Source organism: Microbulbifer sp. YPW1 (assembly GCF_013367775.1).
In the GTDB taxonomy this organism is placed as follows: domain Bacteria; phylum Pseudomonadota; class Gammaproteobacteria; order Pseudomonadales; family Cellvibrionaceae; genus Microbulbifer.
In genome coordinates this window covers 1,260,467-1,284,264 of record NZ_CP055157.1, presented here as the reverse complement: position 1 = coordinate 1,284,264, position 23,798 = coordinate 1,260,467, and the positions used below count along the sequence as shown (strand labels likewise).

20 protein-coding genes are annotated in these 23,798 nt (G+C 60.7%); 15 read left to right on the top strand and 5 right to left on the bottom strand.

The genetic code is table 11. The features are described 5' to 3' along the window. Nucleotides 1–535 precede the first annotated feature (535 nt). Together hemE and HUW35_RS05405 are read left to right on the top strand one after the other, a co-directional pair. Nucleotides 536–1,615 (top strand): uroporphyrinogen decarboxylase, encoded by a 1,080-nt coding sequence (gene hemE, locus HUW35_RS05410; protein WP_181254603.1) that lies wholly within the window; start codon nt 536–538, stop codon nt 1,613–1,615. Between the two features lie 196 nt (nt 1,616–1,811). After that, nucleotides 1,812–3,194, top strand: a complete 1,383-nt coding sequence (locus HUW35_RS05405; protein ID WP_181254602.1) for an HD-GYP domain-containing protein — start codon at nt 1,812–1,814, stop codon at nt 3,192–3,194. A gap of 55 nt (nt 3,195–3,249) precedes the next feature. Here the strand turns inward: HUW35_RS05405 and HUW35_RS05400 are convergent, their stop codons facing one another. The 4 genes from HUW35_RS05400 to rsgA form a co-directional block, all read right to left on the bottom strand. Continuing rightward, complete coding sequence (locus tag HUW35_RS05400; protein ID WP_181254601.1) at nt 3,250–4,479, bottom strand: MFS transporter; 1,230 nt, start codon at nt 4,477–4,479, stop codon at nt 3,250–3,252. 207 nt (nt 4,480–4,686) lie between these two features. Further along, nucleotides 4,687–5,538 (bottom strand): archaetidylserine decarboxylase, encoded by an 852-nt coding sequence (gene asd / locus HUW35_RS05395; RefSeq protein WP_181254600.1) that lies wholly within the window; start codon nt 5,536–5,538, stop codon nt 4,687–4,689. A gap of 195 nt (nt 5,539–5,733) precedes the next feature. Beyond that, nucleotides 5,734–6,540, bottom strand: a complete 807-nt coding sequence (locus tag HUW35_RS05390; RefSeq protein WP_181254599.1) for a sulfurtransferase — start codon at nt 6,538–6,540, stop codon at nt 5,734–5,736. A gap of 23 nt (nt 6,541–6,563) precedes the next feature. Next, nucleotides 6,564–7,607, bottom strand: coding sequence for a small ribosomal subunit biogenesis GTPase RsgA (gene rsgA / locus HUW35_RS05385; RefSeq protein ID WP_181254598.1), 1,044 nt, complete (start codon nt 7,605–7,607; stop codon nt 6,564–6,566). A 135-nt stretch (nt 7,608–7,742) separates the two neighbouring features. Here rsgA and orn point away from each other — a divergent pair, with 135 nt between their 5' ends. Beyond that, nucleotides 7,743–8,285 carry an oligoribonuclease gene (gene orn, locus HUW35_RS05380; RefSeq protein ID WP_181254597.1) on the top strand — a complete coding sequence of 181 codons (543 nt, stop codon included), beginning with the start codon at nt 7,743–7,745 and terminating at the stop codon, nt 8,283–8,285. A gap of 390 nt (nt 8,286–8,675) precedes the next feature. Here the strand turns inward: orn and queG are convergent, their stop codons facing one another. Then, nucleotides 8,676–9,791 carry a tRNA epoxyqueuosine(34) reductase QueG gene (gene queG / locus HUW35_RS05375; protein ID WP_181254596.1) on the bottom strand — a complete coding sequence of 372 codons (1,116 nt, stop codon included), beginning with the start codon at nt 9,789–9,791 and terminating at the stop codon, nt 8,676–8,678. 108 nt (nt 9,792–9,899) lie between these two features. On the opposite strand from queG, the gene HUW35_RS05370 reads away from it, so the two are divergent. The 12 genes from HUW35_RS05370 to HUW35_RS05315 all read left to right on the top strand — a co-directional run bounded on the left by HUW35_RS05370 (nt 9,900) and on the right by HUW35_RS05315 (nt 23,728). Then, complete coding sequence (locus tag HUW35_RS05370) at nt 9,900–11,411, top strand: NAD(P)H-hydrate dehydratase (protein WP_181254595.1); 1,512 nt, start codon at nt 9,900–9,902, stop codon at nt 11,409–11,411. A 9-nt stretch (nt 11,412–11,420) separates the two neighbouring features. Then, a complete protein-coding gene (tsaE, locus tag HUW35_RS05365) occupies nt 11,421–11,930 on the top strand; it encodes a tRNA (adenosine(37)-N6)-threonylcarbamoyltransferase complex ATPase subunit type 1 TsaE (RefSeq protein WP_181254594.1) in 510 nt (169 codons plus the stop codon). A 70-nt stretch (nt 11,931–12,000) separates the two neighbouring features. Continuing rightward, complete coding sequence (locus HUW35_RS05360) at nt 12,001–13,344, top strand: N-acetylmuramoyl-L-alanine amidase (protein ID WP_181254593.1); 1,344 nt, start codon at nt 12,001–12,003, stop codon at nt 13,342–13,344. Nucleotides 13,345–13,649: 305 nt separating this feature from the next. Then, the gene (mutL, locus tag HUW35_RS05355) at nt 13,650–15,545 is read left to right on the top strand and encodes a DNA mismatch repair endonuclease MutL (protein WP_181254592.1); all 1,896 of its coding nucleotides are present in this window, start codon (nt 13,650–13,652) and stop codon (nt 15,543–15,545) included. Nucleotide 15,546: 1 nt separating this feature from the next. Continuing rightward, nucleotides 15,547–16,536: a tRNA (adenosine(37)-N6)-dimethylallyltransferase MiaA gene (miaA, locus tag HUW35_RS05350; RefSeq protein WP_181254591.1), complete on the top strand. Its 990-nt coding sequence runs from the start codon at nt 15,547–15,549 to the stop codon at nt 16,534–16,536. A gap of 165 nt (nt 16,537–16,701) precedes the next feature. Further along, nucleotides 16,702–16,986: an RNA chaperone Hfq gene (hfq, locus tag HUW35_RS05345; protein ID WP_181254590.1), complete on the top strand. Its 285-nt coding sequence runs from the start codon at nt 16,702–16,704 to the stop codon at nt 16,984–16,986. A 188-nt stretch (nt 16,987–17,174) separates the two neighbouring features. Further along, nucleotides 17,175–18,512, top strand: coding sequence for a ribosome rescue GTPase HflX (gene hflX, locus HUW35_RS05340; RefSeq protein WP_181254587.1), 1,338 nt, complete (start codon nt 17,175–17,177; stop codon nt 18,510–18,512). Between the two features lie 95 nt (nt 18,513–18,607). Beyond that, nucleotides 18,608–19,759, top strand: coding sequence for an FtsH protease activity modulator HflK (hflK, locus tag HUW35_RS05335; protein WP_181254585.1), 1,152 nt, complete (start codon nt 18,608–18,610; stop codon nt 19,757–19,759). A 10-nt stretch (nt 19,760–19,769) separates the two neighbouring features. Then, nucleotides 19,770–20,645 carry a protease modulator HflC gene (gene hflC / locus HUW35_RS05330; protein WP_181254584.1) on the top strand — a complete coding sequence of 292 codons (876 nt, stop codon included), beginning with the start codon at nt 19,770–19,772 and terminating at the stop codon, nt 20,643–20,645. Between the two features lie 126 nt (nt 20,646–20,771). Next, nucleotides 20,772–21,041, top strand: coding sequence for a DUF2065 domain-containing protein (locus HUW35_RS05325; protein ID WP_305075973.1), 270 nt, complete (start codon nt 20,772–20,774; stop codon nt 21,039–21,041). Between the two features lie 56 nt (nt 21,042–21,097). Next, the gene (locus HUW35_RS05320; RefSeq protein ID WP_181254583.1) at nt 21,098–22,288 is read left to right on the top strand and encodes an ATP phosphoribosyltransferase regulatory subunit; all 1,191 of its coding nucleotides are present in this window, start codon (nt 21,098–21,100) and stop codon (nt 22,286–22,288) included. A 117-nt stretch (nt 22,289–22,405) separates the two neighbouring features. After that, nucleotides 22,406–23,728: an adenylosuccinate synthase gene (locus HUW35_RS05315; RefSeq protein WP_181254582.1), complete on the top strand. Its 1,323-nt coding sequence runs from the start codon at nt 22,406–22,408 to the stop codon at nt 23,726–23,728. The last annotated feature ends 70 nt before the right edge of the window (nt 23,729–23,798 follow it).

Genomic DNA, 23,798 nt, shown 5'->3' with positions numbered 1-23,798 from the left:
GTGCCGCTAGCTGGTCTAGTGGCGGTACTGCTGCCGATACAAACTTGCCAGACACGAGCTAGGCGCCCCCCGTTAACCCATCCCTGGGGGCTCTGCAAAAACATCCTGTTTTTGAAGGTCTGGCAAACCTTTACCGGCATCAGCACCTTCGCATAGGAACTCAGAGCTTGGTTCGGGCCACGAGCGGGTTTCTCCGAAGTATCAAATTGCACAAGATTCAGATGCGAAGGCTTTGATGCCGGGTGCCCCTTTGCGAAACGTTGATTCGCAAGCTCACCCTGCGGGCGCCTCCGGCGTCCAAAACGATTGTTTTGTCACCGCCAGGGATGGCGGTGCAGAGCCCCCAGGGATGGGTTCACGGCGTGTTTCGCAAAGGGGTACCCGGTAGCAAAGCCGCCACGAGACCACCCAAATACGAACCACCAAACCCCGATAGCCCCCCAATCACCCACATAAATCCCCAGTCAGGCGAGTCCCTGTCCTAAACGGAACCCCGAGAGTACAATGGCCGGCCATTTACCCAGCCGTTGTGATCATGTCCGATACCCAGTTCGCCCCCCTGCAAAACGACCGTTTCCTTCGCGCCCTGCTGCGCCAGCCCGTCGACCGTACCCCCATGTGGATGATGCGCCAGGCCGGCCGTTACCTGCCCGAGTACCGCGCCACCCGCGCCAAGGCCGGCAGCTTTATGGATCTGTGCCGCAACACCGAACTGGCTTGCGAAGTGACTTTGCAGCCGCTGGAGCGTTACCCCCTGGATGCCGCCATCCTGTTCTCCGATATTCTCACCATCCCCGACGCCATGGGGCTCGGACTGTATTTCGAAGAAGGCGAAGGGCCCAAATTCAAAAAGCCGGTGCGCACCAGCGCCGATATCGCGGCGCTCGAAGTGGTGAATACCGCGAGTGATCTCAGCTACGTGACCGATGCGGTGACCACTATCCGCCGCGAGCTCAATGGCCGCGTGCCCCTGATCGGCTTCTCCGGCAGTCCCTGGACCCTGGCTACCTACATGATCGAAGGCGGCTCCAGCCGCGACTTTGCCCGCGCCAAGGAAATGCTCTATAACCGTCCGGAAGACATGCACCAGTTGCTGACCGTTCTGGCGGATTCCGTGATCGATTACCTGAACGCCCAGATCCGCGCTGGTGCGCAGACGGTGCAGATTTTTGACACCTGGGGTGGGGCCTTGAGCCACACGGCCTATCGCGAGTTTTCCCTGCAGTATATGGCGCGTATCGTTGACGGGCTGATCAAGGAGCAGGATGGGCGCCAGGTGCCGGTGATTCTGTTTACCAAGGGCGGTGGCCAGTGGCTCGAAGCCATGGCCGATAGCGGTGCTACCGCGCTGGGACTGGACTGGACCACCGATATTGCCCAGGCCCGTGCGCGGGTGGGCGACCGGGTTGCCCTGCAAGGCAATCTGGATCCCTCAATCCTGTTGGCGAACCCGCAGCGAATCCGCGAGGAAGTTGCTGCCGTGCTGGCGGGCTTCGGTAAGGGCAGCGGCCATATCTTCAATCTCGGTCACGGTATCACCCCGAAAGTCGACCCGGCCCATGCCGGCGCGATGTTTGACGCGGTTGTGGAGCTGTCGCCGCAGTATCACCAGTGACCCGAAATACGGTCTGTGAATGCTTACTGACTGATTTCGTGTGACGTGCGTCACAAATACGGTGTCTACTAGAGAGTAGAATCGTGTGACAATCCGCCCCGCTTTGGCTTCTAGCGGGGCTTTAGTGTGTCGGCTGTGCCGTTATCTGGCTGACACCAGCATTACCCAAAACAAAAAAATACGCGGCAACTATCAAGTGGCAATCCAGCAGGCGAAAGTATTCGTTGAAGACTTGCAGCGAGGCATGTTTGTGTCTCGCCTGGATCGCCCGTGGACGCGTACTCCCTTCGCCCTGCAGGGCTTTTATATCCGCGATCTGGAAGAAATCCGCCAGCTGCAAAAATACTGTCGCTTTGTGTACGTTGATGTCGCCAAGACCGTTGGCGATGTGGGCGTCAAGTTGCGCAAGCTGACCCGCGCAGCCAACGAACAGATCGCAGCGCAGAAACAAGCCCAGGTACGCGGCGCCGCGCGTCGCATTCCCGTTGCTATCAACTGCAAGCCGGTACAGGTCAAGCACGACAGCTACGCCCCCCCCGAGCCTGCGCGCAAGGAGGCGGCGAAAGCCAAGCAGCTGCACCAGCAAATCATTCAGGGTATGCACGAGGTCATGGTGCAGGTGAAGTCGGACCGACCGCTGCCCACGGCACAGGTCAGCCAGACGGTCACGCAGATGGTGGACAGTGTGCTGCGCAGCCCGGACGCCTATTCCTGGCTCGCGCGGGTGCGGGAAAAAGATGAGCACACATACAGCCACTCGGTACGCGCCAGTGTCTGGGCGGTGGTTTTCGGGCGACACATAGGCCTGCGTCGCCAGGAACTGGTGCAGCTGGGTATCGCCACCCTGTTGAAGGATGTGGGCAAGCTGTATCTTTCCGATTCGGTATTGAAGGCCGAAAAGCGCGATCCGCGGGACGAGCTGGAATACCGCAAGTTCGTGGATTACAGCGTGAAACTGTTGTCCGCCGACGGGAATATCGATCCCCAGGTTGTGGCCATTGTGCATTGCCACAAAGAGCAGCACGATGGCAGCGGCTATCCGCGCGGGCTGCGCGGAGGGCAGATTCCGGTACTGGCGCGTATGTGCGGGATTGTGACTTTCTACGATGAGGCGACCAATCCGCGCGGGGCCGAGTTTCCGCTGGCGCCGTCCAAGGCGGTGGCGCAGCTGTATGCTCTGCGGGATTGCGCTTTCCAGGAGCAGCTGGTACTGGAGTTTATCCAGTCCATAGGCCTGTACCCTACCGGTACCCAGGTGGAGCTTTCCACTGGTGAGCTCGCGGTTGTGGTGGAGCAGAGCCACAAGCGCCGATTGAAGCCGAAAGTGATGCTGGTGACCGACACCAATAAAAAACTGCTGGAAAAGCCGCAGCTGTTCGATATGGCGGCGGATGACGACCGCAAGCAATCGCTGGTGGAAAAGGGCAAGAAGTCCCTGCGTGATGCCGGCTTCATCACCATCCTGCACGACCTGGATCCGGTTCGCTATCCACAGGTGGATGTGGCGAAAGTGCGTGATCAGTATCTCTTCGAGCAGCGCCTGCCCGCGTTTATCGCGCGTTTTATTCCGAATCGCTGATTTCTCGACTCAGCGTCGAATTCCTTTCATTTTATTTTTCCCGATTGGCGCAGGACTATTCACTGGTCGCGTGCAGCGGCTTTTGCTTTGCGGTCCAGGGTGCGAATACCGCAAGCAGGCAGCCGCCGAGGATGATTGCCGCCAGCAGCAAGCCTACCCCGTAAACATTCATTCCCTGGTCCAGCAGAAAACCCAGTAACAGTGGCGACGCAGCGGTTGAGAAAACCATGCACGCCTGGGAAACGGCGCGTATCGCACCGAGATGGGTGCTGCCATAACGCTCGGGCCACAAAGCACTGCCGGCGGTGCCGGTACCGGCCTGGGCCACGCCAATCAGCGCGAGATACACGTAGGGCACCCAGGAATCCTGGCGCAGGGCTAATAGCAGCAACGCGACAATCATCGGCAGCAGGGCCAGTGGCAGGCTGCGCTGTGCACCGAAGCGGTCCACCAGCCCCCCGGCAAAAAACAGGGCCAGCAGATGCCCGGCGGCATAGCCTCCGAAAGCGCCGGCGAGAACGCTCATCGACCAGCCCCGCTCGTCGGCAATGGCGGCCTGGTGAAACAATACGGCAGTGACCACGAAGGGGGTCATCAATACGGCTGGCAACAGGCAATAAAAACCGCGATCCCGCAGTACCTGGGTGCGGGTATAGTCGTTCTCGCCGCTGGTGGCTGTACTCTCACTTTGACCGCTTTCTTTCCCGGTATTGCCGGCGAGCCATATCAGGGCAGGTAACACAGCCAGCAACAGCACACCGGCGGCCAGCCACCATACGCTGCGCCAGCCACTACTTTCGATCAGCAGCGATCCGCCTGTGGGCAACAGGGCTTCGGCGATGGGGAATCCCAGTGCGGCCAGGGCAATCACCTTGCCGCGATTAGCCGTGAAATGGCGTCCCGCGGTGGTCATCCCCATATGGGTCATAAATCCCTGTCCGGCAAACCGCAGCAGGAAAAATCCCGGCAATAGCATCCAGGCACTTTGTGCAACGGCCAGGGTCAGGCAGCCGGCGCTCAGTAAAAGTACACCCAGGGTGGCGACCCGTTTCAGTGGCCAGCGATCTACCAGTGTGCCCGCGCCCAGCAAAACAAAGGCGGATAACAGCGTGGCGGCACTGTAACAGGCACCGTACCAGCTGTTGCCCAGCTCAAATTCCTGCCGCAGGGCACCGCCGAAAATTGCGATAAAGAAGGTCTGGCCGAAACCGGAGGCAGCGACGGCTAACAGTGCAAAAAACGCGAGCTGGGGATTGCTGCGGATAAAGTCTGGTACTGGGGGCATGGATTCTGCTGAAGTGGAACGCGAGTACGGGGTTTTGTGGCGCCCCAGCTACCGGATACTTGTTTGCGAGACACGCCGTAGGCCCATCCCTGGGGGCTTGTCGAAAAGGTCCCTCTTTTCGACAGTCTCGCAAACAAGTATCCGGTAGCTGGGTCTTCGCTTCGACGTTGTTATTACGAAACGACTATTGAGGTTGTTGCGGAGAAATTAAATCAGATCTCCGAAATACTCACCCATTTTCACCGGAGATTCCGCGGCGAGTTCTTCTGCCCATTTCACTTTGTCAGCACCGAACAGCAGTACCACGGTTGAACCGAGCTTGAAGCGTCCCATTTCCTCGCCTTTTTTCAGCGCGATGGGTTTTTGTTCGTCGTAGCGGGTGGTGCGGATCTGACGCTTGATCGGGGCGACCTGGCCGGCCCAGACGGTTTCGATGGCGGCGACAATCATGGCGCCAACGAGAATCATGGCCATGGGGCCGGCGGCGGTGTCGAAGATACACACAAGGCGTTCGTTGCGGGCGAACAGGCGGGGTACGTTTTCTGCGGTGGTGGTATTGACGGAGAAGAGTTCGCCGGGCACGTAGATCATGCGCTGCAGTACGCCGTCGAGGGGCATGTGTACACGATGGTAATCCTTTGGCGACAGGTACACCGTGGCGAAGTTGCCGCCGGTAAATTGCGCGGCGACTTCGGGATCGCCACCGACCAGTTCGAGCAGGCTGTAGTCCTGGCCTTTGGCCTGGAAAATACGACCGTTGTGAATTTCGCCCAGCTGGCTGATGGCGCCGTCAGCACAGCCGGCGATGGTGCTTTCACCTTCGACGATGGGGCGTGCGCCGTCTTTGAGGGCGCGGGTGAAGAAGTCGTTGAAGCAGGTATAAGCGGTGTAGTCCTCTTCGAGGGCTTCGCTCATGTCGACTTTGTATTTTTCTACAAACCACTTGGTGAAGGGGTTTTTGATTCCGCCGATACGGGTTTCTGCCAACCATCCAGCAGCGCGGGAGGGCAGGTGCTGGGGAGTGATGTATTGCAGGAAGATAAACAGTTTCGGGTGCATGTAAGTATTGTGGTCCCGTTGTTTGGATTTTTGTGGCGGTCGGATGCCGGTTGCAGGTTTTCAGGACCGCTGTAAACCCATCCCTGGGCGCTGCGGCGCAAACGTCCTGTTTGCGACGCTCCTGAAAACCTGCAACCGGCACCCGACCTTCGCATTTGAGGTTTTCACTTCGTTAGAGAAAGTGAAAATCCTGAATCAATTTTCTACCGGAGTATCTGGCAAGTTACCCCACTCGCTCCATGACCCCGGATAGGCCACGATCGGCAATCCCAGAGATTTCCCTACCAGCCAGGTAAACGCTGAACGGTGGTGGCTTTGGCAGTGGGTGGCAATTTCCTTTTCGCCATCGATACCGAGTGCGGCGAGAAACTCTTTGGCATCGGTGCGGATGCGCAGATCCCGCTGTGGGTCCATCAGTTGTGTCCAATCACAATTGATCGCGCCGGGAATGTGGCCGCCTTTCATTGCCAGCACGCGTTCGCCGCTGTACTCCGAGGGGGAGCGGGCGTCCCAGATCTGCAAGTCGCCCTGATTCAGGCGTTGTTGGATCTGATCGGCGTCGAGCATCGGCGCGTCGTCGCTGATCTGGATTTCGATATCGCTAGGGGGGACGGTGACATTTTCTGTGGACAGTGGCAGGCCGGCGTTTTTCCAGGCGTGCATGCCACCATTCAGGTAGCTGTATTTTTTGTGGCCGATAACTTCCAGGGTCCACAGCAGGCGTCCGGCCCAGCCGCCGCCTTCGTCGTCACAGGCGACGATATGGGTTTCCGGGGTGAGGCCGAGGGCGCGGAAGACCTCGGTGAGGCGTTCTACCGAGGGCAGTTTGCCGGCGGCGGGTGGGGTGCCGGCCATCAGGGCCTGGAAGGGCAGACCGAGGGCGCCGGGGATATGGCCGGCGAGGTAGTTCTGCGGGCTGCTCAGGTCGACGACCCGTATTTCTTCGTGTTCGAGCAGTGGCGCCAGTTGTTCGGGTTCCAGGATCAGGGGTACATCACTCACGTGAGATTCCTTGTCGATGTGTTCTATTCGTTTTCCAGGCTGTTGCGCAGATGCAGGAAGCTGTCCATGCGTCTCTGGCTGATATCGCCGCGCTCAAGTGCTTCCTGAATTGCGCAGCCGGGCTCGCTCTGGTGACGGCAATCGCGAAAGCGGCAATAGCCGATAAACGGGCGAAATTCCACGTAGCCTTCCAGCAGTTCCTGCTCGCTCATATGCCAGATGCCGAACTCGCGGATGCCGGGTGAGTCTATCAGATCGCCACCGCTGGGCAGATGAAACAGTTCCGCGGCGGTGGTGGTGTGGGTGCCTTTGCCGGTGGCTTCGGAAAGGGCGCCGGTGCGGGCGTCGGTCCCCGGTAAAAGGCCGTTGATGAGGGAGGATTTGCCCACGCCGGACTGGCCAACGAAGACACTGGTTCCCTGGGCCAGCGTGTCCAGCAGCTCGCCGAGACCCTCGCCGGTTTTGGTGGACAGCTGCAGTACCCGGTAGCCGAGGTCGGGGTAGGGGCGCAGCAGGTCTTCGAGCTGTTCGCGATTGCTGTCGTCAATCAGGTCGATCTTGTTCAGCAGTAGCAGCGGCTGGATACCGGTGGTTTCGGCGGCGACCAGATAGCGGTCGATGGCGTTGGCGAAGGGCTCCGGGTAGGGGGCAATGACGATGAGGATTCGGTCGATATTGGCGGCGACGGTCTTCATGTCGCCGTAGCGATCCGGTCGCTGCAGTTCTGAGTGGCGCGGCAGTCGCGCACCGACGACGCCGAGGCCGCCGGTAGATTCACCGGTGGAGGGACGCCAGGCGACTTTATCGCCGGTGACCAATGTGTCGATATTGGCGCGAATATGGCAGCGTTGTCGCAATTCTGCCGCTTCAGCCCCCTCGGTTTCGCTTTCTACCAGTACCTGGCTGCCGTAGTTGGCGATGACCAGGCCGGTTTGCTCCTGGCCGAGGTCGCCTTCTTCCTCCGCATGTTCAAAACTCTCGTCCCGCTTGCGCGCACGAGCCTCCCGTTCCTGCTGGATTTTGGCGATGCGCCACTGCTGGCGGCGATTGAGTTTGCGTTTGCTCATGGGAGTTCGCACTGTGGAAAGCGGCGGATTATAACTTGCATCGGTGGGGGATTGCGGTAACTTCCCCGCTATCCTCACGTTTATCCAATACTTGTGTAACTGCCACCGCCGCCAGCGGCTGTTAAGGAGACTAATGTGGATCAGAATAATCTGATCTGGATCGATCTGGAAATGACCGGCCTGAATCCGGAGAAGGAGCGCATCATCGAGATTGCGACGGTGGTGACGGATTCGCGCCTGAATGTGCTGGCAGAGGGCCCGGTGATGGCGATCCATCAGAGCGATGCGCTGCTGGCTGCGATGGATGACTGGAATACGGAACAGCATGGCGGGTCGGGTCTGGTGACCCGGGTGAAGGAGTCGCAGATCAGTGAACACAAGGCGGAACGGGAGACGATCGAGTTCCTGCAGCAATGGGTGCCCGAGGGAGCCTCGCCCATGTGCGGTAACTCCATCGGTCAGGATCGCCGGTTCCTGGTGAAGTACATGCCACTACTGGAGCGTTACTTCCACTACCGCAATCTGGATGTGAGCTCGGTGAAGGAGCTCGCCCGCCGCTGGCGCCCGGATGTTCTGGAGGGGGTTAAGAAGACTTCATCGCATCTGGCTTTGGATGATATTCATGATTCGATTAATGAGCTGAAACACTATCGTGAGCACTTTTTTCGTATGAGCTGAGCTTCGGTAGCTTGGAAGCAGGTTCGGTGGCGGTGGAGCGCCGGGGATCTGTTTTCAAAACCGCTGTGAATACATCCCTGTACGCTGCGTCGGCGACGTCCCTGTCGCCGACGCTTTTGAAAACAGATCCCCGTCACTCCACCTACGATTTAAGCTGTGGCACTTCGTAAGCCAATAGTTTTCGGGTGTGGCAGCTATTTTTCTTACGAAGTAGCAATATTTGACGCGAAGGCTGTGTGCCTGGGGCGGGTTTTCAGGAGCGTCGCAAACAGGATGTTTGCGCCGCAGCGCCCAGGGATGGGTTCACAGCGGTCCTGAAAACCCGCCCCAGGTGCCCAGCCGCCACTGAGCTGGAGTCAGAGCGCCCAAAACCACTGAGGCGGGAAGTCACTACGAGGCCCGTTTAACCTTTCGCTTCCGCCGCCGCCCACTACGCAGCCGCTCCAAGGCCCACTCAATATGCTCCGCTACCAGCGGCGTTGCTGAAGCCAGCGAGTTCTCCAAAACTTCAAAAATATCCGGCGCAGCATCGGCATTACCCAAAGCAACCGCCAAGTTCCGCTGCCACCGCTCAAACCCGATCCGTCGAATCGCCGAGCCCTCGGTTTTCTTCAGAAATTCCTCTTCCGACCAGCGGAATAGATCCACGAGGGCGCCGCTGTCCAGTCCGTGGCGGGGGTGGAAATCTTTTTCGCCGGTGGGGGCGGCGAACTTGTTCCACGGGCAGATAATCTGGCAGTCGTCGCAGCCAAATACCCGGTTGCCCATGGGCTCGCGAAATTCTTCCGGAATCGGGCCCTTGTTCTCGATGGTGAGATAGGAAATACAGCGGCGCGCATCCAGCGTGTAGGGGCCGACAAAAGCATCCGTGGGGCACACCTTGAGGCAGGCTGAGCACTCGCCGCACTGGTTCGGCTCCTCGCTCACATCCACTGGCAATGGCAGATTGGTGTAAATCTCGCCGAGAAAAAACCAGCTGCCCGCCGCGCTGTTGATCACCATGCAATTCTTGCCGATCCAGCCCAGCCCCGCCTTTTCCGCCAGTGCCCGCTCCATGACCGGCGCGCTGTCGGTAAACGCACGGCCGCTGGCGGCAATGCCGCGTTCCTCGCAGTAGCGGTCGATCTGTTGCGCCAGTTGCGCCAGGCGCTTGCGGATCAATTTGTGGTAATCGCGGCCGTTGGCATAGCGGGACACGTAGGCCTTGCTGGAGTCCTTCAGCACCTGTACCGGTTGCGTGTCCGGTGGCAGGTAATCAAGGCGTACGCTGATCACCCTGAGGGTGCCTTCCTCCAGCAGCTCCGGGCGCCAGCGCTTTTCACCGTGGGCACCCATCCACTCCATATCGCCGTTGTAGCCGGCCTCCAGCCACTGCTGCAGGCGCTCACCGTGCTGTTGCAACTGGCAATCGGTGATGCCCACCTGCTGGAAGCCCAGCTCCCGCCCCCACACTCGGATCTGTGCGGCCAGGTCTTGCAGGACGGAGGAATCGGGGAGGGAACTCATGGAAGATGGCGTGACCCTGTGTGCGGCGGTTCGTGGGTTGAAGCGGTATAATCATCGGTATTTTGCCACAGTTTAAAAATTGACCACAGCTGGAACGCAGTACACACCATGGATAGTCAGAATTCTTCACCACATTCGGCCCCGCAAAACCTCTATACCGCCGAGGCTGTGCGTCGCCTGGACCAGCTGGTGATCAGCCAGCAGCAGATACCCGGGCTCGCGTTGATGAAGCGCGCCGGGCGAGCGGCATACGACTGCCTGCGCCAGCGTTGGCCGGATGTGAGTGGTATTCAGGTGTTCTGTGGTGGCGGCAATAACGGCGGCGATGGCTACGTGATTGCAGGCCTTGCAGCCCAGCGCCAGATCCCGGCCACGGTGCTTGTGGCGGTGCCAGAGGACAAGCTCAAGGGGGAGGCGCTGGAAGCCTACCGCTTCGCCGAACGCGAGGGCGCCACGCTGGTATCCAGCCTGGCAGAGCTGCCGGCTCCGGAAAAGCACACCGTGCTGGTGGATGCACTGCTCGGTACCGGCTTCAGTGGTGAACTGCGCGCGCCCATGGACGCAGCGATCGCCCATATCAATGCGTCGTCCTGTCCGGTCCTGGCGGTGGATCTGCCATCCGGTCTCAACGCGGACACCGGCGTGGCAACAGAGGGTGCCGCGGTTGAGGCGGATGCGACGGTGACCTTTATCGGGCGCAAGACCGGCCTGTACCTGGGGCGTGGACCGGCGCTTACCGGCAAAGTGATTTTTGAGGATCTGGGGGCGGCCCCGGAGATTTATCCACAGGTGACTGCGGCGCTGGTCCGCTATACCGGCAGCTCTCTCGAGCGCTTGCCGGCGCGCCCCGCAGACAGTTACAAAAACCAGTTTGGCCACGTGATGGTGGTCGGTGGCGACCACGGCTTCGGTGGCGCCGCACTGATGGCGTCGGAAGCGGCTGCTCGCGCCGGTGCCGGCCTGATTTCCCTCGCCTCCCGTCCGGAGCATGTCGCGGCAACGCTGACCCGCTGTCCGGAAGTCATGGCACAGCCGGTGGTTTCCGGCCAGGAGCTGGAGCCGCTGCTGGAGGCGCCGGATGTGATTGCGGTGGGTCCCGGCCTGGGCCGGAGTCCTTGGAGTGAACAGCTGCTGGCCCGCGCCGGTCGCGCAGCGGCAAAGCTGGTATTGGATGCAGATGCACTGAATATCCTCGCCGGTGGCCGGGTACTTGCCGGTGTGCAGCGGGACGACTGGGTGCTTACCCCGCACGTGGGTGAGGCGGCGCGACTTCTGGGTATTTCAAATGAGGAAGTCATTGCCGATCGCGTCGCAGCAGCGAGGGCGATTCAGCAGAAATTCAGCGGCGTAGTGATACTTAAGGGCGCGGGTACCCTGATTGCCCACAGTGGCGGGGTCGACCTGATCAACAGTGGCAATCCGGGCATGGCCTCCGGCGGCATGGGCGACCTGCTCACCGGTATCGTTGCCGCCTTGCTCGGACAGGGGTTGCAGCCCGCGGCCGCGGCGCGCCTTGCGGTGTGGTTGCACGGTGCTGCCGGTGATCGCGCGGCAGAAGCCGGCCAGCGCGGCCTGCTGGCGACGGACCTGTTGCCGCATGTGCGCGCCCTGGTGGATTGAGGAATCAACGTGAGCGAACAGCCTGTGGATAAAACCCTGTACCTCGCCGACGAGGCGGCCACCGTCGCTGCCGGTGAGGCGCTGGGGCTGGCGTGTATCGAAAGCGGCATGGCGTCCGGCCTGGTGTTTTTTCTCGGCGGACAACTGGGAGCCGGCAAGACCACGTTCAGCCGCGGGGTACTGCGTGCGTTTGGTCACCGCGGTGCGGTTAAGAGCCCCACTTACACACTGGTGGAGCCTTACGAATTCGGTGTCGGCAGCGAGCAGGAGCAGCGGGTTTACCACTTCGACCTGTACCGGCTGGGCGATGCGGAAGAGCTGGAATACATGGGGGTACGGGATTACTTCGGCCCCGGCAGCCTGAGTCTGGTGGAGTGGTCGGAGCGCGGCAGCGGTGTTTTGCCGCCGCCAGATATCGAGCTGAACCTGCAGTTACAGGGTGACGGTCGCGCGCTGACACTGTCCGCACTGAGTGACACCGGTCGCGAAGTCCTGGCAAAAGCGGCGTTCGCTGGCTAAGAGTATTTAACAAGCTTAAGAAATGCGGTCGGGGACGGGAACTGCAAGGGAATCGACAGGGCAAAAAATAATGATTGGAGCAGGTTTGTCGGTGCGACTGAAAACAAAATTTATCGCCGCAATGCTGGCAGCGATGTCGATGCTGCCGGCCTATCAGGCGAGCAGCGCGGAGGTCGAAGGTGTGCGCCTGTGGCGCGCCCCGGATCACACGCGTCTGGTATTCGACCTGGATGGCCCGGCCGAGCACAAGCTGTTCATGCTGAGTAACCCCGATCGCGTGGTGATCGATGTAAGCGGTGCGAAGCTGGTAACCGGGATCGACGAGCTGCCGCTGACGGATACGCCGATCGCCGGCGTCCGCCACGCGGTGAAAGACAAGCGCGACCTGCGCGTGGTGCTGGATCTGAAGCAACCGGTCAATCCCCGCAGTTTCGCCCTGCGCCGCCATGAACAGCTCCCGGATCGTCTGGTGATCGACCTGCACGACCGCGACAAGGTGGAAGAGAAAACCATCGAACAGGTGCAGGTGAGCGGCAAGCGCGACATCGTGGTCGCCATCGATGCCGGTCACGGTGGCGAGGACCCCGGTGCACTCGGCCCCGGCGGCCTGCGGGAAAAGGACGTGGTGCTCGCGATCTCCCGTTACCTGCAAAAATCCATCGACCGCCATTCCGGCTTCTCCGCCAAGCTGGTGCGTACCGGTGATTACTACATTCCCCTGCGCGAGCGGGTGAAGAAGGGGCGCCAGCTGCGCGCGGACCTGTTCGTTTCTATTCACGCGGATGCGTTTACCCGCAAGGATGCGCGTGGAGCCGGGATCTACGCGGTATCTTCCCGCGGCGCTACCAGTGAAACCGCGCGTTTTCTGGCGCAGCGGGAGAACGAGTCTGACCTGATCGGCGGTGCCGGTAGCCTGAGTCTCAGCGACAAGGACGATACCCTGGCCGGGGTTTTGCTGGATCTGGCAATGACGGCGACCATGAACGCGAGCCTGGATATTGGCGGCAGCGTATTGCGCTCTCTGGGTAGCTTTACCCATTTGCACAAAAAGAAAGTGGAGCAGGCCAATTTCTCGGTGCTGCGCAACCCGGATGTGCCGTCGATTCTGGTGGAGACCGGCTTTATCACCAATCCCCAGGAGGCCCGCCGGTTGCGTGACCCGTCATTCCAAAAGCGCATGGCGGAAAAACTCAGCGAGGGTATAGTGGCCCACTTTACTTCCCGCCCACCAGCGGGCAGCTGGCTCGCCGCCAACGGCGATCGCATCGACCGCAAGCACACCATCTCTCGGGGTGATACCCTGTCTGGCATCGCTGCGCGCTACAACATTTCCGTGGCGGACCTGAAGAGGGCCAACGGGATGCAGACATCCATGATCCGAGTGGGCCAGACGCTGACCATACCGTCTGGTTGAGATCTGTGGACCCGTGCTGCAGAAACTGGGCTTTAGATTTTGCCCGGAGGCGCCAAAACACTGGGTATGGGTTTTCAAAACCGCTGTGAATACATCCATGTACGCTGCGTCGGCGACGTCCCTGTCGCCGACGCTTTTGAAAACCCATACCCAGCATTTTGGCTTCGCATTGAGTCCGCAGTTGGGCTTCGTGTGCCGCTAACGAAGTAGTGTGATTCGAATTTAAACCGGTGCGCCGGCGCCACTGACTCTAAAAGAACCCCGAGGTATGTGGCAGCGGGGTAACGCCAAACACCAAGATCCCAATGCCTGAAAATATCCAGTTACTATCCCCGCGACTCGCCAACCAGATCGCCGCCGGTGAAGTGGTCGAGCGGCCCGCATCCGTAATCAAAGAGTTGCTGGAAAACAGTCTCGACGCGGGTGCAACACGGTTGGAAGTGGACCTGGATGCGGGTGGCACCAAACGCATCATGGTGCGTGACAACGGCAAGGGCATCGAAAAAGAAGACCTGCACCTGGCGCTTGCCCGGCACGCCACCTCGAAAATCCACGCTCTCGAAGACCTCGAAGCCGTCGCCACCCTCGGCTTCCGCGGTGAGGCCCTGGCGAGTATCTCCTCGGTCGCCCGACTCACGCTGACCAGCAGCCGCGACGATACCGGCAAGGGCTGGGTCGTATCCGCCGAGGGGCGCGAAATGGAAACCCAGCTTGCGCCTGCAGCGCACCCCCGCGGCACAACGGTGGAAGTGCGTGACCTGTTCTTCAACACCCCCGCGCGGCGAAAATTTTTGCGCACGGAGAAAACCGAATTCAACCGCGTCGATGACACCATCAAGCGGCTCGCTCTGTCGCGTTTCGATGTCTCCATCAGCCTGCGTCACAACGGCAAGGGCGTGCACAATCTGCGCGGTGGCACCAGCCGGGCGGAAAAGGAGCGGCGTGTCGCCCAGCTGTGCGGACCGGCATTTATGCAGAATGCCCTGCACATCGAAATGGAGCGCAGCGGCCTGCGCCTGTGGGGGTGGGTGGCCGAGCCCGCCTTCTCCCGATCCCAGGCAGACCTGCAGTTTTTCTACGTCAACGGCCGCGCCATCCGCGACCGCGTGGTAAGTCACGCAGTGCGTCGCGCCTTTGCCGACGTGCTGTATCACGGACGGCACCCCGCGTTCGTACTTTACCTGGAGCTGGACCCGGCCTCGGTGGACGTGAACGTGCACCCGACCAAACACGAAGTGCGCTTCCGTGACAGCCGCCTGGTACACGATTTCCTGTTTGGCTCCCTGCACCGCGCACTGGCGGATGTGCGTCCGGGACAGAAAGACGAGCACGAGGAAGTCGCGCCGCAGGTGTCCGGCGTCAGCGCCGGCGAATTTGCCGGCCAGGAACGGATGCCGTTATCCCAGGCTGCGCCCCAGGCGCCGACATCACCGTCAGGCAGTGGATTTTCATCGCCCATGTACGGCGAGCGCAGCTCTCCCGAGCGCCTTCAGCAGCAGATGCAGGGATATGGTGAGCTGCACAAACCCTATGGCGGTGGCGTGCAGGAAGCGCCCGCAGTAGCGGCGGGTCAGGGCGGCTGGGGGCAGTCGATCCCCGCGGCATCCGATGAGGAAACGCCGCCACTGGGATTTGCTGTCGCCCAGCTGCACGGGATTTATATCCTGTCGCAGAACCAGCACGGCATGGTGGTGGTGGACATGCACGCAGCCCATGAGCGGATTGTGTACGAACAGATGAAGGCCGCCCACGCCGCGGGCGGTATCCAGGCGCAGCCACTGCTGGTGCCGGTGAGTCTCGCGGTAAGCGAGCGGGAAGCGGATTGCTTCGAGGAGCGCGAGGAGGTTTTCACTGCCCTCGGCTTCGTACTGCAGCGCGCGGGACCGGAAACCCTGATGGTGCGACAGGTCCCGAGCATGTTGCACAGCGCACCGGTCGAGCAGCTGGTGCGGGATGTTCTGTCCGACCTGTTGGCGGAAGGCAGCAGCGACCGTATCGGCAACAAGATCAACGAGATCCTCTCCACCATGGCGTGCCACGGCTCCGTGCGCGCCAATCGCAAGTTGACCATTCCGGAAATGAATGCGCTGCTGCGCGACATGGAGCGCACCGAACGCAGCGGTCAGTGCAATCACGGCCGGCCCACCTGGACTCAGGTTAAACTGGCAGATATGGATAAGTGGTTTATGCGTGGTCAGTAGAATGAGCAGTTCCGGCGTACCCGAGGAAAAACGGCCCCGGGTGATTTTCCTGATGGGCCCCACAGCCTCGGGCAAAACGGATTTGGCCATGGCGATCAGCGACCACTTGCCGGTGGAACTGATCAGCGTCGACTCCGCACTGGTATACCGGGGGCTGGATATCGGCTCTGCCAAGCCGTCGCCGGAAGAGCTTGCCCGCTATCCCCATCGCCTGATCGATATCTGCGATCCGTCCGAGAGTTATTCCGCCGGCCGCTTTCGCGAGGACGCGTTGAGTGCCATGCAGGAAATCACTGCGCGCGGCAAAATTCCGTTGCTGGTTGGCGGAACCATGCTCTATTTCAAGGCTCTATTGCAGGGCATGGCAGAGATGCCCGAGGCCGACCCCGAGTGGCGAGCACAGATCGAAGCGCGCGCCGCCGAACAGGGTTGGCCCGCTCTGCACGCGGAGCTGGCAAAAGTGGATCCCGAACTCGCTGCTGAGCTGCATCCGAATCATTCGGTGCGTATCGAGCGGGCGCTGGAGGTGTATCACCTCACCGGCAAGACCATGACCCAGCTGCGCGCGGAGCAGCAGAGTGAATCGTTGCACGCAGACTATGATATCTGCCAGCTGGCCATAGTGCCCCGCGATCGGGCCATATTGCACGAGCGTATCGCGCAGCGTTTCCTGCGAATGCTGGATAATGGCTTTATCGAGGAAGTGAGGGCGTTGCGCGCGCGCGGCGACCTGCACCGGGATCTGCCAGCAATCCGCGCGGTGGGCTATCGCCAGGTATGGGACTACCTCGAGGGGGAGTCCGATTACGACCAGATGGTGGCTGCGGGAATCGCTGCCACCCGCCAGCTGGCCAAGCGCCAGCTCACCTGGTTACGACGCTGGCCGGACCTGGCGCCTATCCACGCACAGGAACCTGGCGGCAAAGTCCGCAAAATCGATGAAATGTTGGTTGAGGCCTTGAAATTTCTCGGTTCAGCAGCCATAACGTGAGTGGGCCGGTGTATCCGTCCCAGTTCAGTCAGTTATTCACAAGAGCCTTGGTTACATTTGGCTCATTTTATACGCCGCATCACCATGGCCGTTTCTTAGTCCGCGGGTTTCGCGGGCGCGATCGTGCGTCATCTGGCGACTTATCTTTTGGCAAGGAGAAAAAAGATGTCAAAAGGGCACAGCTTACAAGACCCTTACCTCAATGTTCTGCGTAAAGAACGTATCCCGGTTTCCATCTATCTGGTGAACGGCATCAAACTGCAGGGCCAGATCGAATCCTTCGACCAGTTCGTAGTGTTGCTGAAGAACACCGTGAGCCAGATGGTCTACAAACACGCAATTTCCACCGTTGTTCCGTCCCGTGCCGTACGTGTGCCGCTGATGAATCCGGCTGCACAGGGTGGTGAAGGCGGCGCCCCTGAGGGCGGTGAACGAGATACTTTCGGCTGAGTTTGATTCTGCCGCCGTGCTTCCACGGGTCCTGTACGCGCTTTCAATCTGCGCACTTGGGGTTTTTATGGGGCGGGCGGTAAGCCGTGGTTTAAAAAGTAGTTACTTACAGCGCCCCGGCTCGTCCGGGGCGTCTGTTGTTCGGCGCCAGTGCACTGGCGCATTGATAGAGCCCAAGAGAATAATCCTTGTTTTTTGATCGCCCGGAATCCGGTGAACTGGCCGTACTGGTCCACCTGGAACTTTCCGCCATCGACAGCCCCGACGACCCACGGGAATTCGAAGAGCTGGCACTGTCCGCAGGTGCTGACCCGGTGGCATTTATCTTCGGCCAGCGCGCCACCCCAGATCCCAAGACGTTTGTCGGTCGCGGCAAACTGGAAGAAATCCAGGAGACTGTAAAAAAACACGGTGCAGAGCTGGTGATGTTCGATCACACCCTGTCACCCAGCCAGGAGCGCAACATTGAGCGCGAGCTCAAGTGCCGGGTGCTGGATCGCACCGGGCTGATTCTGGATATTTTCGCCCAGCGTGCGCGGACCCATGAGGGCAAGCTGCAGGTCGAGCTGGCGCAGTTGCGTCACATGTCCACGCGCCTGGTGCGCGGCTGGACCCACCTGGAGCGCCAGAAAGGCGGTATTGGCCTGCGCGGCCCGGGTGAAACCCAGCTGGAGACCGACCGCCGGTTGCTGCGCGCTCGTATCGACTCCATTGAGAAGCGTCTCGACAAGGTGCGCCGTCAGCGGGAGCAGGGGCGCCGCGCCCGCTCGCGGGCGGAAGTGGCGACAGTGTCACTGGTGGGGTATACCAACGCCGGCAAGTCGACCCTGTTCAATCGCATTTCCAGTGCCGAGGTGTATGTACGCGATCAGCTGTTCGCGACCCTGGACCCGACCATGCGCCGGGTAGAGCTACCCAACGTGGGCGCGATGATTCTGGCGGATACCGTGGGATTCGTATCCCACTTGCCGCACCGCCTGGTGGAGGCGTTCCGCGCCACCCTGGAAGAGGCGGCCAATGCCACCCTGTTATTGCATGTGGTGGACGCCGCGGCGGAAAACCGCCTGCACCTGATTGAAGAGGTACAGGCAGTACTCGAGGAAATTGGCGCGGCGGATTTGCCCCAGCTGCTGGTGTACAACAAACTGGATCTACTGGCCGACGCGGAGCCGCGTATTGACCGGGACGATCAGGGCGTGCCGCGCGCCGTATGGCTGTCGGCGGCCACCGGTGCCGGCTGCGACCTGCTGGTGGAAGCCATCGCTGAGCGTCTCGGTCAGCAAATGGTGAGTGGCTCACTGGTGATACCGCCGCAACATGCACGCCTGCGCGCGCAGCTGTTTGAAGGCAACGCCGTGCAGGGCGAAGATTATCGCGACAACGGCGACATTGAACTCAAGGTGCTGTTGCCGCGTGCCGAGCTACAGCGCCTGATGGCGCAGTTCCGGGAAGTAGGCAACCCGCCACAGTGGTTACCGGAAGATCCCGACGCAGAGCCGAAACCTGAAGATTGGGAAGTCGACTGAGCAATCGCGGTCGATAGGCATACTGCCGGGTCAGTGAAATGCTAGAATTTCGCGACAGCTAACGATTAATAAGTTGAATGAGTTGGAGTAAATAAATGGCCTGGAACGAACCGGGTGGTAACAACAAAGATCCCTGGGGTGGCGGCAATCGCAACAATGATGGCCCGCCCGATCTCGACGAGCTGCTGCGCAAGATGCAGCAAAAACTGAACGGACTGTTCGGCGGCAAGCCGTCCGGCACTGGGGACGGACGTCCCGGTGGTGGCAGCTTCCCGTGGTCCCTGGTAATGATCGTGCTGGCGGTGGTTTACGGCCTGTGGGGTTTCTATCAGGTGGATGCGAACGAATCCGCCGTGGTACTGCGGCTGGGTAAATACCACAGCACCGAGACCTCTGGCCTGCACTGGAATCCGCCGCTGGTTGATCACGTCACCAAGGTGAACATGACCGAGGTGCGTACCGAGCGCACTACCGGCCAGATGCTGACCGAAGACGCGAGCATTGTGGATGTGGTGCTGCAGGTGCAGTGGCATATCGATGACGCCGAGTCCTTCGTGCTGCGCGTGCGCGACCCGCTGAAGAGCCTGCAGGAAGCCACCGACAGTGCGCTGCGCCACGTGGTGGGTTCGCAGACCCTGAACGGCGTGATTTCCCAGAATCGTACCCAGGTATCCGCGGATACCCAGGTGCGCTTGCAGGAATATCTCGATCTGTACCAGACCGGCATTCGCGTCGACGTGGTCAACCTCACCGATGCCAAGGCGCCGCGTGAAGTGCAGGACGCATTCGATGACGTAGTGCGCGCCCGTGAAGACGAGGTGCGTCTGCAGAACGAAGCCCAGGCCTACTCCAACCAGGTAATTCCGGTTGCCCGCGGTCAGGCCCAGCGGATGATTGAAGAGGCGGAAGCCTACAAATCCCGCGTTGTGGAAAGTGCCCGCGGTGAAGCGGCGCGATTCACTGCGCTGCTGGCCGAGTTCCAGCGCGCGCCTGAAGTAACCCGTGAGCGTATGTACCTGGATGCAGTGCAGGAAGTGATGAGCAACACCTCCAAGGTGATGGTCGACGTGGAAGGTGGCAACAACATGATGTACCTGCCGCTGGACAAGCTGGCCGAGGGCAGTGCCACCAGTGCCGCTCAGCGCCCGCAGATTTCACCGCAGGTCATCGACGAGATTTCCCAGCGGGTGATCAACCAGTTGCGCACGGAAGTTAACAACAATCGTCGCAACCGCGAAGTGCGTTAAGGGGGTTGCTATGAACAACAACAAATCACTTTTCATCATCGCACTGATACTGATTGGAGTGCTGGTACTGTCCGGCAGTGCGTTTGTGGTCAAGGAAACCGAGAAGGCGGTACTCGTCCGTTTCGGTGAGGTAGTGCGCACGGATTACGGTCCGGGGCTCTATTTCAAGATTCCGCTGGTACACGAACTGCGCAAGTTTGACGCGCGTATCCAGACCGTCGACTCCCAGCCGGTGCGGATGCTGAACAGCGAAAACAAGTTCATGATGGTGGACTCGTACGCGAAGTACCGCATCTTTGATGTGGGCCGCTTTTACGTGGCTACCCGCGGTGACGAGCGCAACGCGGTACGCCTGCTGGCGGAGCAGATCAACAACCGCCTGCGTAACCAGTTTGGTGTGCGCGACCTGCACGAGGTGGTGAGTGGCCAGCGCGACGAGCTGATGGCCGAGATCACGACCAACCTGAACGAGACCGCGCGCAAGGATCTGGGCGTGGAAATCGTGGATGTGCGGGTGAAACGCATCGACCTGCCGCCGGAGGTTTCCGAGTCGGTATTCCAGCGGATGCGCGCCGGTCGTGAACTGGAAGCGCGGGACCACCGGGCAAAAGGCCAGGAAGCCAGTGAGCGTATCCGTGCCAACGCAGATCGCGAGAAAGTAGTGATCGAGTCCGAGGCCTACCGCAAGGCGGAAGAGGTGCGCGGTGCCGGCGATGCCGAGGCGGCCAAAATCTACGCCGAAGCCTACAGTAAAGACCCGGAGTTCTATCGCTTCTCCCGCAGCCTGACGGCCTACAAGGAGTCCTTCAAGAGCAAGAGCGATATGCTGCTGATTGACCCGGACAGCGAGTTCTTTCGCTATCTGAAGGATTCGTCTGGCAAGTGATGCAGGCTCTGCGCCGTCTCTGGAGGCGGCGCAGCTGGCGGGGAAGAGCTGTGATCCCTGATAGTGGCCACACTCCCGTCATTTAGTGGTAAAATCCCCAAAACCGGGCCGGCGCCCGGTTTTTTTGTGCCGGCCCGATTTGTTGAATTCCTGTTGTTGAACCCGAGAGCGGAAACGCTGACTGGAGCTACCAAGGTGTGGGAAGAGCTGGCCCGGGCCATCGGCCTGGTACTGATCATTGAAGGTATTTTGCCTTTTCTTTACCCCCGCCGCTGGCGCGCACTGGTGCAGCAGCTGGCATCTGTGGATAATCGCAGCCTGCGCACGGCGGGGCTGGTATCCATGCTCGTCGGCACAGCCCTGCTAATGCTGATCGGCGGCACGCCGTCAGCGTGATCACAGAGGTTCAAATCGGCCCAGAGCCGCACTGTTAACTGTCGAACGCCCACACCATGACCCAAGCCGAACGCTGGATGCTACCGGATGGCATCGCTGAGATTTTGCCCGCAGACGCCAAGCGGGTGGAAACCCTGCGCAGAGACCTGCTGGACCTCTACCATCGCTGGGGGTATGAGCTGATCATTCCGCCGATGGTGGAATTTACCGATTCCCTGCTGATTGGCATGGGGCGGGACGTGGACCAGAGCACATTTCGTGTGACTGACCAGTTGTCTGGTCGCAGCCTGGGAATACGCGCGGATATCACACCGCAGGCGGCGCGTATCGATTCCCACAGTTTTCCCCGCAGCGGCGCCAACCGCCTCTGCTATGCGGGCCAGGTGCTTTACACCCGCCCCCGCGCGCCCATGGGGCCGCGCGCACCGATTCAGATCGGTGCCGAACTGTACGGAGTAGAGAGTCTGCAGGGGGATATCGAGGTCATCAGCCTGATGATCGAAACCCTGCGCACCGCTGGTATCCGCGAAATCCACCTGGATCTCGGCCATGTAGCCATCTTCCGCAGCCTGGCGCAGGCCGCCGGTCTCGACGAAGAGCAGAAGAGTGAGCTGATCGCTCTGTTGCAGAGCAAGGCGGTGGCGGATATCGAACGCTGGGTGGATGAAAATATTGCCTCGCCAGCCGCGGCCAACTGGCTGCGCACTCTGCCGCGACTGGCCGGTGGCACCGAGTGCCTGGCGCGCGCGCGGGAAGTATTCGCCGATGGCCCTGAAGCACTAAAGGCCGCACTGGAAGAGTTGCAGCGGGTGGCCGACGCGGTAGCGCGCCGCTACCCGCAGGTAGCGCTGTTCTTTGATCTGGGCGAAATGCGCGGTTACGACTACGAAACCGGATTGGTATTTGCCGCATACTCCCCGGGTCACGGTCAGGCACTGGCCAACGGTGGCCGCTACAACGGGATCGGCGCCGTGTTCGGGCGCGACCGTGCGGCCACTGGATTCAGTACCGACCTGGCGGCAATCAATGCCCTGGGTGGCAATGGCCACAGCGAAGCCGGCGCGATCCTCGCACCGGCCAGCGATTGCGAACAGCTGTGGCAGACCGTTGAGTCCCTGCGCGCCGGGGGCGAGGTGGTGATTACCCTGATGACCGACGCCGGCAGCGACGACAGTGAAACCCTGGCGCGCTGTGACCGCGAGCTGGTGCAGGAGGGGGCAACCTGGGTGGTGAAACCACGCGCTTGAACCCTAAGCTTTGCAATTGGCCCCGGGCCAGTTGATCCGATTTTCAGGCCGCACGACGGGCGCGGCCGACACTTCTTTCCGCCCGTCTACTGAACTGACGACACGAGATTTACGCACATGGGCAAGAATGTAGTGGTGCTGGGCACCCAGTGGGGCGATGAAGGCAAAGGCAAGATCGTCGATCTGCTGACCGAAAAAGTCGCGCTGGTAGTCCGCTTTCAGGGCGGTCACAACGCCGGCCACACGCTGGTGATCAACGGTGAGAAAACCGTCCTGCACCTGATTCCCTCCGGCGTACTGCGCCCCGATGTGACCTGCCTGATCGGCAACGGCGTAGTGCTGTCCCCGGAAGCCCTGCAGAAAGAGATGGGCGAGCTCGAAACCGCCGGCGTGCCGGTGCGCAAGCGCCTGCGCCTGTCCCCGGCTTGTCCGCTGATCCTGCCGGTGCACGTGGCGCTGGACCAGGCGCGCGAGAAAGCGCGCGGTGAAAAAGCGATCGGCACCACCGGTCGCGGTATCGGCCCGGCATACGAAGACAAAGTGGCCCGTCGCGGCCTGCGCCTCGGCGACCTGTGCAACTGGGACAACTTCTGCGCGCAGCTAAAAGAGCTGATGGAGTACCACAACTTCGCCCTGACCGAGTACTACAAGGTCGACCCGGTGAACTATGAGGAGACCCTCAAGCTGGCGGAAACCTGGCGCGACGAGCTGGTACCGATGATCGCGGATGTCGCAGACATACTGCACAAGGCCCGCGAGAACGGCGAGCACATCCTGTTTGAAGGTGCCCAGGGCTCTCTGCTGGATATCGACCACGGCACCTATCCGTTCGTGACTTCCTCCAATACCACCGCAGGTGGTACTGCCACCGGTTCCGGTTTCGGCCCGCTGTACCTGGACTATGTACTGGGTATCACCAAGGCCTATACCACCCGCGTGGGCAGTGGACCTTTCCCTACCGAACTGGGCTGTGACGTCGGTCGTCACCTGGGTGAAAAGGGCCACGAGTTCGGCGCCACCACCGGGCGCCAGCGCCGCACCGGCTGGTTCGATGCCGTGGCCGTGCGTCACGCCATCCGTATCAACAGTATTTCCGGCCTGTGTCTGACCAAGCTGGATGTACTCGATGGCCTGAAAGAAGTGAAAATCTGTGTCGGCTACCGCAACAGCGCGGGCGAGGAAGTGCCGGTGCCGTTCGATGCCGCCGGTTGGGAAGGTGTGCAGCCGGTTTATGAATCCATGCCGGGCTGGAGCGATACCACCTTCGGTGTGCGCCGCGAAGCGGAACTGCCACAGGCTGCGCGCGATTACATTGCCCGTATCGAAGAGCTGGTGGGTGCGCCCATCGATATCATTTCCACCGGTCCGGATCGTGTGCAGACCATCGTGCGCGAATCCTCCGCCCTGTGTGAAATGGGTATCCACAACGCCAGCGTCTGATCTCCCTTCCAGCTGAGCACGGTCCGGGATTTCGGTACTATCCCAGTACTCACCGGTCCCGGACAGTGCT

What these genes read in the sequence shown, in the direction of transcription:
- rsgA (WP_181254598.1), bottom strand. Translation starts at nt 7,607, where the DNA reads ATGAGCAAACGCAAACTCAATCGCCGCCAGCAGTGGCGCATCGCCAAA.
- HUW35_RS05370 (WP_181254595.1), top strand. Translation starts at nt 9,900, where the DNA reads ATGGATAGTCAGAATTCTTCACCACATTCGGCCCCGCAAAACCTCTAT.
- hflK (WP_181254585.1), top strand. Translation starts at nt 18,608, where the DNA reads ATGGCCTGGAACGAACCGGGTGGTAACAACAAAGATCCCTGGGGTGGC.
- mutL (WP_181254592.1), top strand. Translation starts at nt 13,650, where the DNA reads ATGCCTGAAAATATCCAGTTACTATCCCCGCGACTCGCCAACCAGATC.
- hfq (WP_181254590.1), top strand. Translation starts at nt 16,702, where the DNA reads ATGTCAAAAGGGCACAGCTTACAAGACCCTTACCTCAATGTTCTGCGT.
- HUW35_RS05400 (WP_181254601.1), bottom strand. Translation starts at nt 4,479, where the DNA reads ATGCCCCCAGTACCAGACTTTATCCGCAGCAATCCCCAGCTCGCGTTT.
- HUW35_RS05360 (WP_181254593.1), top strand. Translation starts at nt 12,001, where the DNA reads ATGATTGGAGCAGGTTTGTCGGTGCGACTGAAAACAAAATTTATCGCC.
- HUW35_RS05315 (WP_181254582.1), top strand. Translation starts at nt 22,406, where the DNA reads ATGGGCAAGAATGTAGTGGTGCTGGGCACCCAGTGGGGCGATGAAGGC.
- hflC (WP_181254584.1), top strand. Translation starts at nt 19,770, where the DNA reads ATGAACAACAACAAATCACTTTTCATCATCGCACTGATACTGATTGGA.
- hemE (WP_181254603.1), top strand. Translation starts at nt 536, where the DNA reads ATGTCCGATACCCAGTTCGCCCCCCTGCAAAACGACCGTTTCCTTCGC.
- queG (WP_181254596.1), bottom strand. Translation starts at nt 9,791, where the DNA reads ATGAGTTCCCTCCCCGATTCCTCCGTCCTGCAAGACCTGGCCGCACAG.
- HUW35_RS05320 (WP_181254583.1), top strand. Translation starts at nt 21,098, where the DNA reads ATGACCCAAGCCGAACGCTGGATGCTACCGGATGGCATCGCTGAGATT.
- asd (WP_181254600.1), bottom strand. Translation starts at nt 5,538, where the DNA reads ATGCACCCGAAACTGTTTATCTTCCTGCAATACATCACTCCCCAGCAC.
- miaA (WP_181254591.1), top strand. Translation starts at nt 15,547, where the DNA reads ATGAGCAGTTCCGGCGTACCCGAGGAAAAACGGCCCCGGGTGATTTTC.